Source organism: Streptomyces sp. BRA346, from assembly GCF_052851135.1.
In genome coordinates this window covers 70,850-85,708 of sequence record NZ_JAIWIH010000032.1, presented here as the reverse complement: position 1 = coordinate 85,708, position 14,859 = coordinate 70,850, and the positions used below count along the sequence as shown (strand labels likewise).

General features: G+C 72.1%; 20 protein-coding genes. 9 read left to right on the top strand and 11 right to left on the bottom strand.

All coding sequences use genetic code 11. The features are described 5' to 3' along the window. The 4 genes from LCH29_RS31725 to LCH29_RS31710 all read right to left on the bottom strand — a co-directional run. A partial coding sequence (locus LCH29_RS31725) for an electron transfer flavoprotein subunit beta/FixA family protein (RefSeq protein ID WP_446465136.1) occupies positions 1-303 on the bottom strand: 303 nt, incomplete at its 3' end. Positions 304-503: 200 nt separating this feature from the next. Next, positions 504-1,010, bottom strand: a complete 507-nt coding sequence (locus LCH29_RS31720; protein WP_446465135.1) for a flavin reductase family protein — start codon at positions 1,008-1,010, stop codon at positions 504-506. A 56-nt stretch (positions 1,011-1,066) separates the two neighbouring features. Beyond that, positions 1,067-1,150 carry a putative leader peptide gene (locus LCH29_RS31715; RefSeq protein WP_373689202.1) on the bottom strand — a complete coding sequence of 28 codons (84 nt, stop codon included), beginning with the start codon at positions 1,148-1,150 and terminating at the stop codon, positions 1,067-1,069. A gap of 96 nt (positions 1,151-1,246) precedes the next feature. Then, a complete protein-coding gene (locus tag LCH29_RS31710) occupies positions 1,247-1,591 on the bottom strand; it encodes a TlpA family protein disulfide reductase (protein ID WP_446465134.1) in 345 nt (114 codons plus the stop codon). Between the two features lie 219 nt (positions 1,592-1,810). On the opposite strand from LCH29_RS31710, the gene LCH29_RS31705 reads away from it, so the two are divergent. After that, positions 1,811-2,542 (top strand): lysophospholipid acyltransferase family protein, encoded by a 732-nt coding sequence (locus LCH29_RS31705; RefSeq protein WP_123108801.1) that lies wholly within the window; start codon positions 1,811-1,813, stop codon positions 2,540-2,542. A 58-nt stretch (positions 2,543-2,600) separates the two neighbouring features. On the opposite strand, the gene LCH29_RS31700 is transcribed toward LCH29_RS31705, so the two are convergent. From LCH29_RS31700 to LCH29_RS31690, 3 genes are all read right to left on the bottom strand, one after another. Continuing rightward, positions 2,601-3,662 (bottom strand): threonine aldolase family protein, encoded by a 1,062-nt coding sequence (locus LCH29_RS31700; RefSeq protein WP_446465133.1) that lies wholly within the window; start codon positions 3,660-3,662, stop codon positions 2,601-2,603. Further along, positions 3,659-4,444 (bottom strand): SDR family NAD(P)-dependent oxidoreductase, encoded by a 786-nt coding sequence (locus tag LCH29_RS31695; RefSeq protein WP_446465132.1) that lies wholly within the window; start codon positions 4,442-4,444, stop codon positions 3,659-3,661. The genes LCH29_RS31700 and LCH29_RS31695 overlap by 4 nt, the downstream gene beginning before the upstream one ends. Positions 4,445-4,514: 70 nt before the next feature. Continuing rightward, positions 4,515-5,915 carry a DUF6421 family protein gene (locus LCH29_RS31690; protein ID WP_446465131.1) on the bottom strand — a complete coding sequence of 467 codons (1,401 nt, stop codon included), beginning with the start codon at positions 5,913-5,915 and terminating at the stop codon, positions 4,515-4,517. A 262-nt stretch (positions 5,916-6,177) separates the two neighbouring features. Here LCH29_RS31690 and LCH29_RS31685 point away from each other — a divergent pair, with 262 nt between their 5' ends. Then, positions 6,178-6,861 (top strand): glycerophosphodiester phosphodiesterase, encoded by a 684-nt coding sequence (locus tag LCH29_RS31685; RefSeq protein ID WP_123108797.1) that lies wholly within the window; start codon positions 6,178-6,180, stop codon positions 6,859-6,861. Positions 6,862-6,877: 16 nt separating this feature from the next. Here LCH29_RS31685 and LCH29_RS31680 read toward each other — a convergent pair whose 3' ends face one another. Beyond that, positions 6,878-7,426, bottom strand: a complete 549-nt coding sequence (locus LCH29_RS31680) for a GNAT family N-acetyltransferase (protein ID WP_446465130.1) — start codon at positions 7,424-7,426, stop codon at positions 6,878-6,880. Positions 7,427-7,526: 100 nt separating this feature from the next. Here LCH29_RS31680 and LCH29_RS31675 point away from each other — a divergent pair, with 100 nt between their 5' ends. Then, positions 7,527-7,919, top strand: coding sequence for a VOC family protein (locus tag LCH29_RS31675; RefSeq protein ID WP_446465129.1), 393 nt, complete (start codon positions 7,527-7,529; stop codon positions 7,917-7,919). A 199-nt stretch (positions 7,920-8,118) separates the two neighbouring features. Here the strand turns inward: LCH29_RS31675 and LCH29_RS31670 are convergent, their stop codons facing one another. Both LCH29_RS31670 and LCH29_RS31665 read right to left on the bottom strand, forming a co-directional pair. Next, positions 8,119-8,442, bottom strand: coding sequence for an AzlD domain-containing protein (locus tag LCH29_RS31670; RefSeq protein ID WP_446465128.1), 324 nt, complete (start codon positions 8,440-8,442; stop codon positions 8,119-8,121). After that, positions 8,427-9,134, bottom strand: a complete 708-nt coding sequence (locus tag LCH29_RS31665; RefSeq protein ID WP_446465127.1) for an AzlC family ABC transporter permease — start codon at positions 9,132-9,134, stop codon at positions 8,427-8,429. Before LCH29_RS31665 ends, LCH29_RS31670 begins: the two co-directional genes overlap by 16 nt. Before the next feature lie 153 nt (positions 9,135-9,287). Between LCH29_RS31665 and LCH29_RS31660 the strand changes: the two genes are divergently transcribed. The 6 genes from LCH29_RS31660 (at position 9,288) to LCH29_RS31635 (ending at position 14,305) form a co-directional block, all read left to right on the top strand. After that, positions 9,288-9,824 (top strand): helix-turn-helix domain-containing protein, encoded by a 537-nt coding sequence (locus LCH29_RS31660; protein ID WP_446465126.1) that lies wholly within the window; start codon positions 9,288-9,290, stop codon positions 9,822-9,824. Positions 9,825-9,951: 127 nt separating this feature from the next. Then, the gene (locus LCH29_RS31655) at positions 9,952-10,557 is read left to right on the top strand and encodes a DUF5134 domain-containing protein (protein ID WP_446465125.1); all 606 of its coding nucleotides are present in this window, start codon (positions 9,952-9,954) and stop codon (positions 10,555-10,557) included. 161 nt (positions 10,558-10,718) lie between these two features. Next, positions 10,719-11,654 carry a M56 family metallopeptidase gene (locus tag LCH29_RS31650; RefSeq protein WP_446465124.1) on the top strand — a complete coding sequence of 312 codons (936 nt, stop codon included), beginning with the start codon at positions 10,719-10,721 and terminating at the stop codon, positions 11,652-11,654. Positions 11,655-11,795: 141 nt separating this feature from the next. Continuing rightward, complete coding sequence (locus LCH29_RS31645; protein WP_446465123.1) at positions 11,796-12,479, top strand: phosphatase PAP2 family protein; 684 nt, start codon at positions 11,796-11,798, stop codon at positions 12,477-12,479. Continuing rightward, positions 12,476-13,444, top strand: coding sequence for a pirin family protein (locus LCH29_RS31640; RefSeq protein ID WP_446465122.1), 969 nt, complete (start codon positions 12,476-12,478; stop codon positions 13,442-13,444). The genes LCH29_RS31645 and LCH29_RS31640 overlap by 4 nt, the downstream gene beginning before the upstream one ends. A gap of 423 nt (positions 13,445-13,867) precedes the next feature. Continuing rightward, positions 13,868-14,305, top strand: a complete 438-nt coding sequence (locus tag LCH29_RS31635) for an isocitrate lyase/phosphoenolpyruvate mutase family protein (RefSeq protein ID WP_446465121.1) — start codon at positions 13,868-13,870, stop codon at positions 14,303-14,305. Positions 14,306-14,342: 37 nt separating this feature from the next. Here the strand turns inward: LCH29_RS31635 and LCH29_RS31630 are convergent, their stop codons facing one another. Continuing rightward, on the bottom strand, positions 14,343-14,771 hold the full coding sequence (locus tag LCH29_RS31630; RefSeq protein WP_446465120.1) for a hypothetical protein: 429 nt from the start codon (positions 14,769-14,771) through the stop codon (positions 14,343-14,345). Between the last annotated feature and the right edge of the window lie 88 nt (positions 14,772-14,859).

Below are 14,859 nucleotides of genomic sequence, written 5' to 3'. Positions count from 1 at the left end.
CGAGGTGCCCAGAGCATCCGTGCCGTGCAGATCGTCGTCCTCGACGTGCACGGCCTTGTCGGCACCCATCGACAGCGCCTTGCGCAGCGCGTCCTTGGCGTCCTCCGGGCCCACGGTCAGCACCGTGATCTCCGCGTCGTCCGCCTCGTCCGCGATCTGGAGGGCCTGCTCGACCGCGTACTCGTCCAGCTCCGAGAGCAGGCCGTCCACATCGTCACGGTCGAGCGTCAGGTCCTCGGCGAAGTGCCGGTCGCCGGTGGCGTCAGGCACGTACTTCACACAGACAACGATCCTCAAGCTCACGCCGGCTCTCCTACTGCATCGTCTCTTCCGGGCTGCCTTGTGCTGGCAGCATAGGCGCCCTCGGGGGCTGTTCCCGGTCGGTTGGCGGCCGGGGTCGGCCCATGCACCGAACGAAATATTACTCGCCAGTACACCCAGGGTGTTCCCCGGACGCAAGCCGGTTGAACTGTGACCTTGCCAACGGATGATCAGCGGGCGGCTCAGTCGCGCAGCGCGTTGAAGCGCCCCTGGTGGTACAGGAGCGGACGACCGGCTCCCGCCGGGTCGCCCGCGACCACCTCGCCGATCACCACGCGATGGTCCCCGGCGGGTATGCGCGCCACCACCCGGCACACCAGCCACGCCAGCACCCCGTCCAGCACCGGCACCCCCTCGGGGCCGGTGTGCCAGCCGGTGTCGGGGCCGAAGCGGTCCGCGCCGCTGCGCGCGAAGGTGGCGGCCAGCTCCCGCTGGTGCTCCCCCAGGACGTGCACGCCGACGTGCTCGGCCTCGGCGATCACCGGCCAGCTGGAGGAGCCCTTGCCGACGCCGAAGGAGAGCAGCGGGGGCTCGGCGGCGACGGAGGCCAGGGAGGTCGCGGTAAAGCCGACGGGGCGCGTCCCCTGCGCGGTGATCACCGCGACACCGGCGGCGTGCCTGCGGAAGACGGAGCGGAAGAGTTCGGGGGCGCTGAGCCGGGGCGCGCCGAGATCGGGTGAAGCGGTCATGAACATGTCCTTCTGCGGTGGGGTACGAACGGGAGGAGCCGTACTGTCGTCGTCGCTCACCCGCCCGGACACCGCGCACTCGCGGTCCGTACCAGGTCCACGTGTACGCGTCCGTAGAGAAGAAGAAGTCCAGGCCGCATGACGTCACCCTGACGATGCCCGCAGCGCACCGTCAAGTGCGGACCGGTGGAGGGAAGTCCGTCGCGGGGTCTCACACACCGTGACCTCACGCCGGATCAGACCGCCTCGCCGAGGGCGGCGATGACGTCCGCGGTCCGCGGCTGTCCGGCCGCGCGGCGCACGATCCGGCCGTCCGCGTCGAGGACCAGCACGGTGGGCGTCCGCACGATGTCCAGCATCCGTACGAGTTCCAGATGCGCCTCGGCGTCGATCTCGACATGGGCCACGCCGTCGACCATGTGGGCCACCTCCGCCAGGACCCGCCGGGTGGCCCGGCAGGGCTGGCAGAAGGCGCTGGAGAACTGGACGAGGGTGGCCCGGGTGCCCAGATCCGCTCCGAGCTGGGCGGCTGCGACCCGTTCGCCCTCGTCCGCCTCGCCCTGCCCCTGCTCGTTTCGCACGCTGTCCTCCGCGGTTCGGATGCCGTCATAGGGTGCAGCGACATGGGCTCTTAGGGGATTCCCCAGAGCCCGACGTGATGAGGATCTCCCGGACTGGGTGGGACCCGCGCTAGCACAGAGAGATGACATAGGGCACCATCTGCCAGAAGCCGGGAAACCTACGGCTGCGTAACTTCCGCCGGGAGAGCCCTCCCAGGGAAAACGATGAAGGGTCCCTCTATGGCAGAGCTCGTCTACCCGCCGGTGATCGGCGCGGCCCGCACCATGTTCAAGGCGCTGGACCTGCGTATCGACATGAAGGGCACCGAGAATGTCCCGGAGCGGGGTGGCGCGGTTCTGGTGAGCAACCACATCGGCTATCTCGACTTCGTGTTCGCCGGGCTCACCGCCCGTCCGGCGAAGCGGCTGGTGCGGTTCATGGCGAAGGAAGCCGTCTTCCGCCACAAGGTCTCCGGGCCGCTGATGCGGGCCATGAAGCACATTCCGGTGGACCGGGCCGCGGGCATGGACGCCTACAAGCACGCCCTCAAGGCCCTGCGCGCGGGCGAGATCATCGGTGTCTTCCCGGAGGCGACCATCTCGCGCTCGTTCACCCTCAAGAACTTCAAGTCGGGCGCGGCCCGGCTGGCCCAGGAGGCGGGCGTACCGCTGCTGCCCATGGCGCTGTGGGGGACGCAGCGGCTGTGGACCAAGGGCCAGAAGCGGGCGCTGGGCCGCAACCACTTCCCGATCACGATGCGCGTCGGCGAGCCGATGGAGGCCGACCCGACGGAGCCGTCCGACACGCTCACCGAGCGGGTCCGGTCGCGGGTGCAGGAGCTGCTGGAGGCGGCGCAGCGGGCGTATCCGGTGCGTCCGAAGGGCCCGGAGGACACCTGGTGGGTTCCCGCCCACCTGGGCGGTACGGCCCCCACCCCGGCGGAGGCCATCGCCCTGGACCGCGGGCGGTAGTCCGTCACGACGCGGCGGCCGCCCTCCGGCGGGGGCGGCCGCGCCGTGCACCGGGTGGCTAGCGCTTCATCTCCTCCCGGAGGGCCGCCACGAAGCCGTCGACGTCCTCTTCCCGGGTGTCGAAGGAGCACATCCACCGCACGTCGCCCGCCGCCTCGTCCCAGAAGTAGAAGCGGTACCGCTTCTGGAGGCGTTCGCTCACATCGTGCGGCAGTCGGGCGAAGATCGCGTTGGCCTGCACGGGGTGCAGGATCGTGACGCCGTCGACGCCGCGCACCCCCTCGGCGAGCCGCTGGGCCATCGCGTTGGCGTGGCGCGCGTTGCGCAGCCACAGGTCGCGGGCGAGCAGGGCCTCCAGCTGGACGGAGACGAACCGCATCTTGGACGCCAGCTGCATGGACAGCTTGCGCAGATGCTTCATCGCACGCACCGCGTCCGGGTCGAGGACGACCACGGCCTCGCCGAAGAGCATGCCGTTCTTCGTGCCGCCGAAGGACAGCACGTCCACGCCCGGCACATTGGTGAACGACCGCATCGGCACGTCCAGCGCCGCGGCCGCGTTGGCTATCCGGGCCCCGTCGAGGTGGACCTTCATGCCGCGCTCATGGGCGTGCTCACAGATCGCGCGGATCTCGTCCACCGTGTAGACGGTGCCCAGCTCGGTGTTCTGGGCGATCGAGACGACCTGCGGCATCGCGCGGTGCTCATCGTCCCAGCCGTACGCCTCGCGGTCGATGAGGTCGGGGGTGAGCTTGCCGTCCTCGGTGGGCACGGTGAGCAGCTTCAGCCCGCCGACCCGCTCGGGCGCACCGCACTCGTCGACGTTGATGTGGGCGGTGTCGGCGCAGATGACCGCGCCCCAGCGGTCGGTGAGCGCCTGGAGCGCGACGACGTTGGCGCCGGTGCCGTTGAAGACCGGGAACGTCTGTGCGTACGGGCCGAAATGGCTGCGCATGACGTGCTGGAGATGCGCGGTGTAGTCGTCCTCGCCGTAGGCGACCTGGTGACCGCCGTTGGCGAGGGCGAGCGCGGCGAGGATCTCCGGGTGGCCGCCCGCGTAGTTGTCGCTGGCGAAGCCGCGTACCTCGGGGTCGTGATGACGGCGTGCGTCGGTCCTCACGGCTTGGGGGTCAGCCACTGGCGGGTTCCGTTCACTTCCCGGGCGGGCCGGTCCCAGAGTCCGGTGATGGCCTCGGCCAGCTCCGTGACGTCGGTGAAGCCCGCGAACTTCGCGTTGGGGCGCTCCGCGCGCATGGCGTCGTGCACCAGCGCCTTGACCACCAGGATGACAGCCGCGGCCGCCGGGCCGCTCTCGCCCCCCAGCTTGCGGAAGGAGTCGCCGAGGGCGAGCGTCCACGCCTCGGCGGCGGCCTTGGCGGCGGCGTACGCGGCGTTGCCGGCGGTGGGCTGGGACGCGCCCGCCGCGCTGATCATCACGTAGCGGCCGTTGCCGGTGCGGCGCAGGGCGTCGTGGAAGGCGAGCGAGGTGTGCTGGGCGGTGCGGATCAGCAGGTCGTGGAGGGTGTCCCAGTCGGCGAGCGGGGCATCGGCGAAGGTCTTGCTGCCGCGCCAGCCGCCGACGAGGTGGACGAGGCCGTCGACGCGGCCGAACTCCTTCTCGGTCCGGTCGGCCCAGGCGCGGGTGGCGTCCAGGTCGAGCAGGTCGACCGTCTCCCCGGTGACCCGGGCGCCGCCGTGGGCGTAGCGCGCCGCGTCGACGGCCTCGGCCAGCCGCGCGGGGTCGGAGTCGGAGGCGACGACGGTGGCACCGGCCTCGGCGAGGCGGAGCAGCGTGGCGCGGCCAGCCGGGCCCGCCGCACCGGCCACCGCCACCACGGCGCCGTCCAGCGGCGTCCCGCCGCCCGGCTCGTTGGGGGTCGGGCTCGACGTCGGTGTGGTCATGCTCGCTGTCTCCTCATCGTCGGTGCCGTGGTGCGGTCGTCCGGTGCCGTGGTGCGGTCCGCCGCGGGGCTCACGCCGCCGCTCGTACGTCGTCGTCGCCGGCCGTGATGCCCTTGGTCGAGGCGACCACGTCCCGCAGCTTCTTGGCGAGCGCCTCGTAGAACATGCTCAGCGGAAACTCGTCGGGGAGCACGTCGTCGACGAGCTTGCGCGGCGGCTGGGTGAGGTCCAGCGCGTCCGGGCCCTTGGCCCAGACGGAGCCGGGGTGCGGGGCGAGATAGGTCGACACCAGCTCGTACGCCTTGAACCAGTGGACGAGCTTGGGCCGGTCGATGCCGTCCCGGTACAGCTTCTCGATCTCACCGCACAGCTGGTTGGTGACCTGCGCGGCGCGCGACCAGTCGATGTGCAGGGTGTTGTCCGTCCAGCGTACGACGTCGTGCTGGTGGAGGTAGGCGAACAGCAACTGGCCGCCGAGGCCGTCGTAGTTGCGGACCCGTTCGCCGGTGACGGGAAACCGGAACATCCGGTCGAAGATCACGGCGTACTGGACGTCCCGGGCCTGGGCGAGCCCCTCCGCGTCGAGCTTCACGGCCTCCTTGAAGGCGGTGAGGTCGCAGCGCAGCTCCTCCAGGCCGTACATCCAGAACGGCTGGCGCTGCTTGATCATGAAGGGGTCGAACGGCAGGTCGCCATGGCTGTGGGTGCGGTCGTGGACCATGTCCCACAGGGCGAACGCCTCCTGGCAGCGCCGCTGGTCGGCGAGCATGTCCCGGATGTCGTCGGGGAGTTCGATGCCCAGCGCCCGGACGGCGGCCTCGCTGACCCGGCGGAAGCGGGCGGCCTCACGGTCGCAGAAGATGCCGCCCCAGGAGAAGCGCTCGGGGGCCTCGCGCACGGCGATGGTCTCCGGGAAGAGCACCGCCGAGTTGGTGTCGTAGCCGGAGGTGAAGTCCTCGAAGGCGAGGCCGAGGTAGAGCGGGTTGTCGTAGCGGGTGCGCTCCAGTTCGGCCAGCCAGTCGGGCCAGACCATGCGCAGGACGACCGCCTCCAGGTTGCGGTTCGGGTTGCCGTTCTGCGTGTACATGGGGAAGACGACGAGGTGCTGGAGGCCGTCGGCGCGCGCCCGGGCGGGCTGGAAGGCGAGCAGCGAGTCGAGGAAGTCGGGGACGCCGAAGCCGTCGTCGGCCCAGCGGCGCAGATCGGTGACGAGCGCGCGGTGGTACGCGGCGTTGTGCGGGAGCAGCGGGGCCAGCTCCTCGATGGCCGCGATCACCCTTTCGAGGGTGTCGCGGGCGCGGTGGCGCGGTGGCGCCCCCTCGGCGTCGAAGTCGATGGAACCGTCCTTGGACTGCCAGGGGCGAATCGTTTCTACAGCACCTTTGAGGGATGGCCAGGCCGGGTGTTCGATCACACGCTCCGCAGGCAGAATGCCACCGTCCGCTATCACGGACGAAAGAATTTCCGTCATGACGACTCCTTCACCGGAGAACCTTCCGTGTGGACACCGTATCCGTGAATGACCTCGCCACTCAAGGCCAGGTAACGGAAATCGTCCTGCGTCACCTCCGCATCACCGCGGTTTTTCCTGCCCCATCCGCCCCGGACCATGCCACGGCCGCGCTTGACCGGTCCTGCCGGAGTCGGCCGTTAGGCTGAGCGCCGGTCCGGCGAGCCCGTGCCTCCACACAGCCGAAGAGCGACGAAAAGCCCGACAGAAGAGCGAGATCACGTTGACCTTTCTCACCATCGGACACCGCGGAGTGATGGGCGTCGAACCGGAGAACACCCTGCGCTCCTTCGTCCGGGCCGAGCACGAGGGCCTGGACGTCATCGAACTGGACCTGCACCTCAGCAAGGACGGCGCACTCGTCGTGATGCACGACGCCGAGGTCGACCGCACGACCGACGGCAAGGGCCCCATCAGCGACTTCACCCTCGCCGAGCTGCGCGAACTGGACGCCGGGGACGGCGAGCGGATCCCGGTCTTCGAGGACGTCGTGGACGCGGTGAAGGCACCGCTCCAGGCCGAGATCAAGGACGTGGCCGCCGCGCGGGCCCTGGCCGAGGTGCTGACCGGCCGCGATCTGCTCGGCCGGGTCGACGTGATCTCCTTCCACGACGAGGCCCTCGCCGAGATCCGCACCCTGCTGCCCAGTGCCCGCACCGCCCTGGTGGCCAGCCGCTACGGGCTCGACGCCATCGACCGGGCGCACGCCGTCGGCGCCGGGATGCTGGTGCTCAACATCCGCCGGCTGACCCTGGAGCTGGTGGAGCGCGCCCACGCCGCCGATCTCAAGGTCATCGGCTGGACGGTGAACACCCCGGACCACCTGAAGCTGGCCCGCGGGCTCGGCCTCGACGGCGGCACGACCGACTTCCCCGAGATCCGCCGGGCGGTGCGCTACACGGCGTGAGCCCGCGGATGTGAGGTCAGCCCAGCGGCTTGACCAGCAGCTCGAACGCGAGGTCGGGACGGCGCGGCACGCCGAAGCGTTCGTCGCCGTACGGGAACGGGGTCATCCGTCCCGTACGGGCGTAGCCGCGCCGCTCGTACCAGGCGATCAGCTCCTCGCGGGCGGTGATCACCGTCATGTGCATCTCCCGGACCGCCCACTCGGTCACCGCGAACCGCTCGGCCTCGGCGAGGACCGCCTTCCCGAGCCCGCCGCCCTGGAGGCCCGGCCGCACGGCGAACATGCCGAAGTAGGCGTGTTCGCCGCGGCGCTCCAGCTGGCAGCAGGCGATCAGCTCGCCGTCCCGCTCGACGACCATCATCCGGCCGTCCGCACTCCGTACGACGTCGGTCACGCCCTCGGGATCGGTGCGCTGCCCGCCCAGGATGTCCGCCTCCGTCGTCCAGCCGGTCCGGCTGGCGTCCCCGCGGTACGCCGACTCGATCAGCGCGACCAGCGCGCCGACGTCGGCCTCGGTGGCCCCGCGGTAGGTGAGCGCGGCGGTGTTCGTGGCGGGGGTGTGCATGGCGGCGGTAGTCCTCTCCCTGCGCGGCCGGAACCGGCGGATGACGAGAACAAGACCCTAACCCCGTCCCGTCCGGGGCGGGGTGCGTAGGGTCGCGGTCATGGTGCACGTACTGAGCAGCCGCACACTGCTGCGGCCGACGGACCCCGACCGTTCGCGGGCCTTCTACGGCGAGGCGCTGGGCCTGGCGATCTCCCGCGAGTTCGGGACCGGCCCCGAGCGCGGCACGGTCTACTTCCTGGGCGGTGGCTTCCTGGAGGTCTCCGGCCGCTCCGAGACCCCGCCCGCGCCCGGACTCCAGCTGTGGCTCCAGGTCGCGGACGCCGAGGCGGCCCACGAGGAGCTGGCGGCCCGGGACGTGGAGATCCTGCGGCCGCCGAAGAAGGAGCCGTGGGGGCTGGTCGAGATGTGGATCGCCGACCCAGATGGCGTCCGCATCGCGATCGTGGAGGTCCCCGAGGACCACCCGATGCGCTACCGGCCGGGGATCTAGGGGGTGTCCGCAAAGTCCCGTCGGGCCCGCGACGCCTGGCACGCTCCCCCAGCTACCGCTGGGAGGTGACCCTCCGCCTTGCGATCGCACGCGCCCCCAGCTACCGCTGGGAGGTGCCCCCTGACGCCGCGGGCTGATCCGACGCGACTTTGCGGACACCCCCTAGCTCCAGCGCCACGCCCTGCGGTGGCGGGACCGGTCAGGCCACGCCGAGCAGGCGCAGCCCGGCGGCGGTGACGGCCGCGGCCAGGACGACCACCAGGAACGGCGCCTTGCGCCAGGCCAGCACCCCGGCCACCACGACCCCGGCGGGGCGGGCGATCCCCGCGGGGCCGTGGCCCTCGGTGAGCGCCGTCGTCGCCGCGACGGCGGCCAGCAGGACGATGGCGGAGGTCTCCATCAGCTTCTCCGCCCGCGCCGGAAGCGTGATCCGGCTGCGCAGCAGCGGCCCGGCGAACCGGAGGGCGAACGTACCGGCCGCGAGTGCGAGGATCGCGGCGGCCAGCGTCAGGGAACCGGGCACGGGCGCTCCTTCTCGGGGTCGTTCGTCCTGTGCGGTACGGCGGCGAGCGCCACCCCGGCCAGGGCGAGCAGGACGGGCACCCCGGCGGGCAGGAAGGGGGTGGTGGCCAGGGCGATGGCGACGCCTGCCGGGACCGCCAGCCGCTTGTCCCGGTCGCGCAGCGCGGGCAGGACCAGGGCCAGCAGGATGGCCGGGAACATCGCGTCGAGCCCGAACAGATCGGTGTCGTCGATGACCGTGCCGATCAGTCCCCCGGCCACCGCGCCCAGCGGCCAGCACAGGAGAATGCCCAGGCCGCAGGCCCAGTAGGCGGCGCGCTGCCGCGCGATGCCGTCCTGGGCGAGCGCGAAGACGACGCTCTCGTCGTTCATCAGATGGCTGCCGAGGAGGCGCCGGCGGCCGCGTCCGAGGACAGCGGGCAGGGCCAGCCCGAACGGCAGGTGGCGGGCGTTGACGACGAGCCCGGCCAGCACCGCCGCGACGGGACTGCCGCCAGCGGCGATGAGCCCGACGAACAGGAACTCCGAGGCACCGGCGAGCACCAGCACGCTCAACGCCGCCGGAACCCACAGCGGGAGACCGGACGCGACGGCGATCGCCCCGTACGACAGGCTGGTGACACCGACGGCGAGGCAGACGAGCGCGATGTCCCGCAGCAGCACACGATCGAGCGTTCTCCATATCGAATGCATGACGCATATAATGAACACAGGGGAGCGCGTTCGTCAAACCGAACACATGACGTCTGGAGCGAACGGATGGCACAGGAAGTACCGGCAGCGGCTTCGGCGGCCTCGACGACTTCGGCCGCTGCGGCAGCCTCGGCCGCTTCGGGCAAGGTCCCGATGGACTCGATCGCGGCCGTACTGCGACGCGAGCGCGGGCGGGCGGGGCTGTCGCTCACCGAGGTGGCCCGGCGCGCCGGAGTCGCGAAGTCCACGCTCTCCCAGCTGGAGTCCGGCAGCGGGAACCCGAGCCTGGAGACCCTGTGGGCGCTGTGCGTCACCCTGGACGTGCCGCCCTCGCGGCTCCTCGACCCGCCGCGCCCCCGCGTCCACGTGATCAGGGCCGACGAGGGCGTGACGCTCGCCTCAGCGCAGGCCGACTACCAGGCCGCCATGCTCTCCGCGGGCCCGCCCGGCGCGCGCCGGGACATCTACCGTCTCAGCGCCGAGCCCGGTGCGGCGCGCGCCTCCGATCCCCATATGCCCGGCGTGGTGGAGCACATCGTCCTGGCCTCGGGCCGGGCCCGGGTCGGCCTCGCCGACGACCCGGTCGAGTTGCGCCCCGGTGACTACGTCTCCTATCCGGCCGATCTGCCCCACGTCTTCGAGGCGCTCGAACCGTCGACGCGGGCCGTGCTCATCTCCGAGCACAACTGACCCTCTCGGTGGGCATCCGCGCGCTCCCCCACTGCGCCCGTGCGCTCCCGTAGCCCGGTCCGCGCCCGGGCAACCTCCCGGCATACGTCCGCAGACATCCGCGGCGTTCCGGACCGGGAGGTGTGCCGTGCACGGACCGCCGCTGATCGGCTGGCTGCTGGTCGCGCTGTGCGCCGCCACCGGCACGTACTGCCTGCTCCAGATGCGCGGCGAGCCGCCAGGACCGGACCGCCGGAGCGCGCGCGCCGAGGCGCTCATGGGGTGGGGGATGGCGGCGATGGCGGTGCCGTCCGCCGTCCTGGACCCCCGGCCGTGGGGCCCGTCCGCCTTCGCGGCGGTGTTCGGCGTGGCGGCCGTACGGGCGGTGGGGCACCACCATCTGCACCACGCCATAGGGGCGTCGGCCATGGCGTACATGGCGTTGGCGATGATGGCGGGCACCCCGGGCGGCCACGGTCATGACGCCTCCATGGCGGCGGGCGGGCACATGACGGCCGGCGGTGACATGGCGTCGGACGCGGCGGCGAGCGGCATACCGGTGCTCACCGGCGCGCTCCTCGCCTACTTCGCCGTCTACGCGGTCCGGTCCGGGCTGCGGCTGCTGCCGATGACGGACGGCGCGGTGGCGGCCGCGGGCGCGCCGTCCGTCGGCTGGTCGCGGCGGCCCGAACTGCGGCATGCGTGCAGGCTCACGATGGCGATAGGGATGTTCGCGATGCTGCTGACGCTCTGACCGCGCCTGACGCTCCGAGCACGCCCGCCGGGGCGTACGCCGGGTGGCGGTGCCCGCCCGTCGGGCACACCGGGTGACCCCGCCCCGGCAAACCGTGGCGTACGTCACTTCGCCCGCGCGGACATACCCGGGCCGACCGCCCCGACCATAGGGTGACGGCCATGATGGTCCCGCTCGCGCTGATGGGCCTCGGCGCACTGGTGGCGGCAACGGCGCCGCGCCTGATGTCCCGTTCCACATGGGTCGACCGCGAACCCGTACTCGCATTGTGGGTATGGCAATGCGTCGTCGTAGGAGTGCTGCTGTGCTGCGCGCTCACCATGGCACTCACCGCCGCAGCGGCCTCGGAGGCCATCCGCGGGAACGTCTTCGCGCCCGCGCCCAACGGCGTCGTGGAGGCGTACGCGCTGTCCGGCTACGGTCCCTGGGCGGCGCCCGTCGCCCTCGCGCTGGCCTTCGGCGCCGTATGGTCGGCACTGATGCTCAGCCGCGAGATCGGCCGCGCCCGCGCCTGGCGCAGGCAGCACCGCGCCGAACTCCTCGTCCGCTCCCCCGTGTTGCCCGGCGAGGAGCCCGCCGGGGAGCGGCTCGTGGTCCTGGAGGGCGACAAGCCCGACGCCTGGTGGCTGCCGGGCACCACGCCCCAGCTCGTCATCACGACCGCGGCCCTGCGCCGCCTCAAGGGGCGACGGCTGGACGCCGTGATCGCCCACGAGCAGGGCCACGCGCGCGCCCGCCACCACTGGCTGCTGCACTGCGCCGGTGCGCTGGCCGGAGGCTTTCCGCAGGTGCCGGTGTTCGCGGCGTTCCAGGACGAGGTGCACCGGCTGGTCGAGCTGGCCGCCGACGACTCCGCGTCACGGCGGTTCGGGCGGACGACGACCGCGCTGGCGCTCGTGGAACTCAACGAGGACCGGGGGGTGTTCGGACCCTGCCCCAGCGGACTCGCGCAGGTCCCGCAGCGGGTGGACCGGCTCCTGGCCCCCGCGGCGCGCTTCTCCCCCGTACGCCGTCTGCAACTCACCGCCGCGGCCGCGCTGGTCCCGGTCGTCCCCCTGCTGGTGACCCTGGTCCCGGCGCTGCGGGTGCTGGGCTGAGCGCTGCTGGTGCCGGGCTGGAGTCTTGCCGGTACCGGGCTGGAGCGCCGCCGGTGCCGGGCTGGAGCGCCGCTCTCACCCGCGGGACGGCTCCCACCTGCGTGCTGGCCCCGCGCACCCGGCGTCGGCGATCATCGACCCATGCAGCCGCAGACCCGCCCCCCGCACACCGTCCGCATCGCCGCGGTGCTCAGCGTCCTCTTCGTCGTGCTGCTCGCCCTCGTCGCCGCCCGCTGGGGGCCGCTGACGGGCGCGGACCGGGACGGTGTCGTCCCGCTGCACCGCATCGCGCTCGACCACCCCGGCTTGACCCAGACCAACAGAGTGCTGACGGACTGGATCTGGGACCCGTGGACGATGCGCGCCCTGACGGCCGTGATCGTCCTCTGGCTGCTGCTGCGCCGTGAGCGGACGCCCGCCCTGTGGGTCGTCGTCACGGCCGCCGCCGGTACCGCCCTCCAGCAGGGCGTGAAGGCACTCCTCGACCGCCCCCGCCCCCACTGGGCGAACCCGGTGGACTCGGCGCACTACGCGGCCTTCCCCTCCGGCCATGCCCTCACCGCGACCGTCACCTTCGGACTGCTGCTGTGGATGCTGAAGCTGCACGCCGCACCCGCCCTGTGGCAACGCCTGGCCACCGCCGTGGCCGCCGTCTCCGTGCTCGGCGTCGGATTCACCCGGCTGTACCTGGGCGTCCACTGGCCCACCGACATCCTCGGCGGCTGGCTGCTGGGTGCCGCGCTGGTTGCCTGGGCGGTCGCCACGTACCCCGTTATCCACAGGGGCGAGCGGAAGTCCTCCTCCGATGGGAGAGTTCGTCCATGAGCAATCTCGATCTGCGGCCCACGGCGACCGTATGCGGCGGCCGCGCCGACGTCACCGCGCGGCCGGTGCGCGAGCTGCTGGCCTCCAAGCAGGTCCCGCTGGGCGAATCCACCGTGGTGCGCCGTCTGCTGCCGAACCTGGGCCGCCGCATGATCGGCGCATGGTGCTTCGTCGATCACTACGGCCCGGATGACATCGCCGACGAGCCGGGCATGCAGATCCCCCCGCACCCCCACATGGGCCTCCAGACGGTGAGCTGGCTGCACGACGGCGAGGTGCTGCACCGCGACAGCCTCGGCAGCCTCCAGACCCTGCGCCCCGGCGAGTTGGGGCTGATGACCTCGGGCCGGGCCATAGCGCACTCCGAGGAGTCCCCCCGCACCCACGCCCCGCTCCTGCACGGCGCCCAGCTATGGGTGGCCCTCCCCGACAGCGACCGCCACACGGCCCCCACCTGGGAGCACCACGCCGACCTCCCGCGGATCACCGGCGGCGGAGGCCTGCGCGCCACCGTCATCCTCGGCGACCTCGACGGCGCCGCCTCGCCCGGCACCACCTTCACTCCCCTGATGGGCGCCGACATCACCCTGGCGGCAGGCACCGACACCCGCCTGCCGGTGCGCCCCGACTACGAGTACGCCGCCCTCACCATGTCCGGCGAAGCCGAGGTCGACGGCGTCCGCCTGGCCCCCGGCTCACTCCTCTACCTGGGCTGCGGCCGCAGCGAGCTTCCCCTGCGGGCGGATGTGGACAGCGCGTTCATGCTGCTGGGCGGCGAGCCGTTCGAGGAGAAGATCGTGATGTGGTGGAACTTCATCGGGCGCTCCCACGACGACATCACCCAGGCCCGAGAGGACTGGGCTTCGGGCCGCCGCTTCGGCGAGGTCCACGGCTACGACGGCCCTCCGCTCCCCGCCCCCGAACTCCCTCCGGTCCCCCTGAAACCGCGCGGACGTACGCGTTGACCTGCACTTTCGCCGAAGGCGAGCCAGCCCCGAAGTCTTGATCACTAACGGCCAAAGGCCAGGACGCCCTCCTCGCGGAGCAGAAGCCGTCGGCCCTCGGGGCCACCTTTGTACTTGGGGTACCGCGGTGCCTCAATGGAGGATGCGACCGTGGGCTACGGCTTCCGTCCCACGCGTGCCGGCGGCTGGCTCCTGGCCCGGCCGCGAACAACCCCGATGGTTGAATCGTTCCTATGTGCGAGCCGATCGTTACCTGGCAATCGCATGGTCACACGTTCGTCGTGATGGGGCGTCAATGGGAACGCTGCCACCACCCGCGAACGGCGAGTCACCGGCCGTCGCGGCATCCGTTCGGGCAGGTGAAGGGCCGTACGTTGCGACGGCTGAGTCCGTCCGGCACTGCCGCGAGCGCCGCCACCTGATGTGCGGCTCGGCTTCTCCCGCGAATCGCGTCGCAGCCGCTCCCACGACGACATCACCCAGGCTCGGGAGGACTGCCTGTTGGGGCTCGGTGACCCGGACATCCGGCTGAAGGAGACCCTGGCCCGGACGCACATGTACCTCGACGCGGGCGCGGACGGCATCTTCGTTCCCGGCGTCACCGACACCGCCACCATCGCGGCGTTGGCCACAGACATCGCCGTACCGCTGAACGGCATGGCCGGCCCCGGCTCCCCGACCGTTGCCGAGCGCGGCGCCCTCGGCGTGGCTCGCGTCAGTCTCGGCTCGGGCGTGGCGCAAGCCGCCTACGGTGCCGCGCGCCGCGCCGCGCAGGAACTCTTCGGCACCGGTGGCGACGACTCCCTCGCCGAAGGCATGGCCTTCCCGGAACTCGACGCGCTGTTCTCCGATCCCCACTGATCCAGGTCGAGCCGGGCGGCGCCGCGGGTGAGGTAGCTCAGCCGCGTACGCGGGAGGCTCGCAGCGCGCCGTACTGGAGCGCCGCGAAGCCCGCGACCACGGCGGCCTGGAGCGGGATCCACACGGCCCCGGCGGTGGACGGCGACAGCCACAGCGCGAGCGCCGCGATGCTGAGCACCGCCCACGCCAGGTTCGCCTCCACGACGCCCCGCACCGCGAGGACCGGCGGGTGCTCCCGGGACGCGAGGAAGCCGACGCCCGCCGCGTACACCAGCAGGAACGCTCCCGCACAGACGAGCAGCACCCGGTCGACGCCGAGCAGGCCGCCGAAGGGCCCGGAAGCGGCCAGGTAGGCAAGGCCGTTGGCACCGGTGACGGCGGCGTCGAGGGCCAGGAAGCGGCGCAGCCAGACGCGGGCGGCGTGGGCATCGGCGGGTGCGGTACCGCCCAGGTGCGTTGCGGACATGGCGATCAACCTCCGTCAAGGGAAGGGGCGTTGGTCAAGACCGGGCCCGGAGCCGGAGTGCACCGACTCCGGAACCCGATGGCCCTCA

What these genes read in the sequence shown, in the direction of transcription:
- LCH29_RS31720 (WP_446465135.1), bottom strand. Translation starts at nt 1,010, where the DNA reads ATGACCGCTTCACCCGATCTCGGCGCGCCCCGGCTCAGCGCCCCCGAA.
- LCH29_RS31715 (WP_373689202.1), bottom strand. Translation starts at nt 1,150, where the DNA reads ATGCGGCCTGGACTTCTTCTTCTCTACGGACGCGTACACGTGGACCTG.
- LCH29_RS31705 (WP_123108801.1), top strand. Translation starts at nt 1,811, where the DNA reads ATGGCAGAGCTCGTCTACCCGCCGGTGATCGGCGCGGCCCGCACCATG.
- LCH29_RS31695 (WP_446465132.1), bottom strand. Translation starts at nt 4,444, where the DNA reads ATGACCACACCGACGTCGAGCCCGACCCCCAACGAGCCGGGCGGCGGG.
- LCH29_RS31690 (WP_446465131.1), bottom strand. Translation starts at nt 5,915, where the DNA reads ATGACGGAAATTCTTTCGTCCGTGATAGCGGACGGTGGCATTCTGCCT.
- LCH29_RS31680 (WP_446465130.1), bottom strand. Translation starts at nt 7,426, where the DNA reads ATGCACACCCCCGCCACGAACACCGCCGCGCTCACCTACCGCGGGGCC.
- LCH29_RS31675 (WP_446465129.1), top strand. Translation starts at nt 7,527, where the DNA reads ATGGTGCACGTACTGAGCAGCCGCACACTGCTGCGGCCGACGGACCCC.
- LCH29_RS31665 (WP_446465127.1), bottom strand. Translation starts at nt 9,134, where the DNA reads ATGCATTCGATATGGAGAACGCTCGATCGTGTGCTGCTGCGGGACATC.
- LCH29_RS31660 (WP_446465126.1), top strand. Translation starts at nt 9,288, where the DNA reads ATGGACTCGATCGCGGCCGTACTGCGACGCGAGCGCGGGCGGGCGGGG.
- LCH29_RS31650 (WP_446465124.1), top strand. Translation starts at nt 10,719, where the DNA reads ATGATGGTCCCGCTCGCGCTGATGGGCCTCGGCGCACTGGTGGCGGCA.
- LCH29_RS31645 (WP_446465123.1), top strand. Translation starts at nt 11,796, where the DNA reads ATGCAGCCGCAGACCCGCCCCCCGCACACCGTCCGCATCGCCGCGGTG.
- LCH29_RS31640 (WP_446465122.1), top strand. Translation starts at nt 12,476, where the DNA reads ATGAGCAATCTCGATCTGCGGCCCACGGCGACCGTATGCGGCGGCCGC.
- LCH29_RS31630 (WP_446465120.1), bottom strand. Translation starts at nt 14,771, where the DNA reads ATGTCCGCAACGCACCTGGGCGGTACCGCACCCGCCGATGCCCACGCC.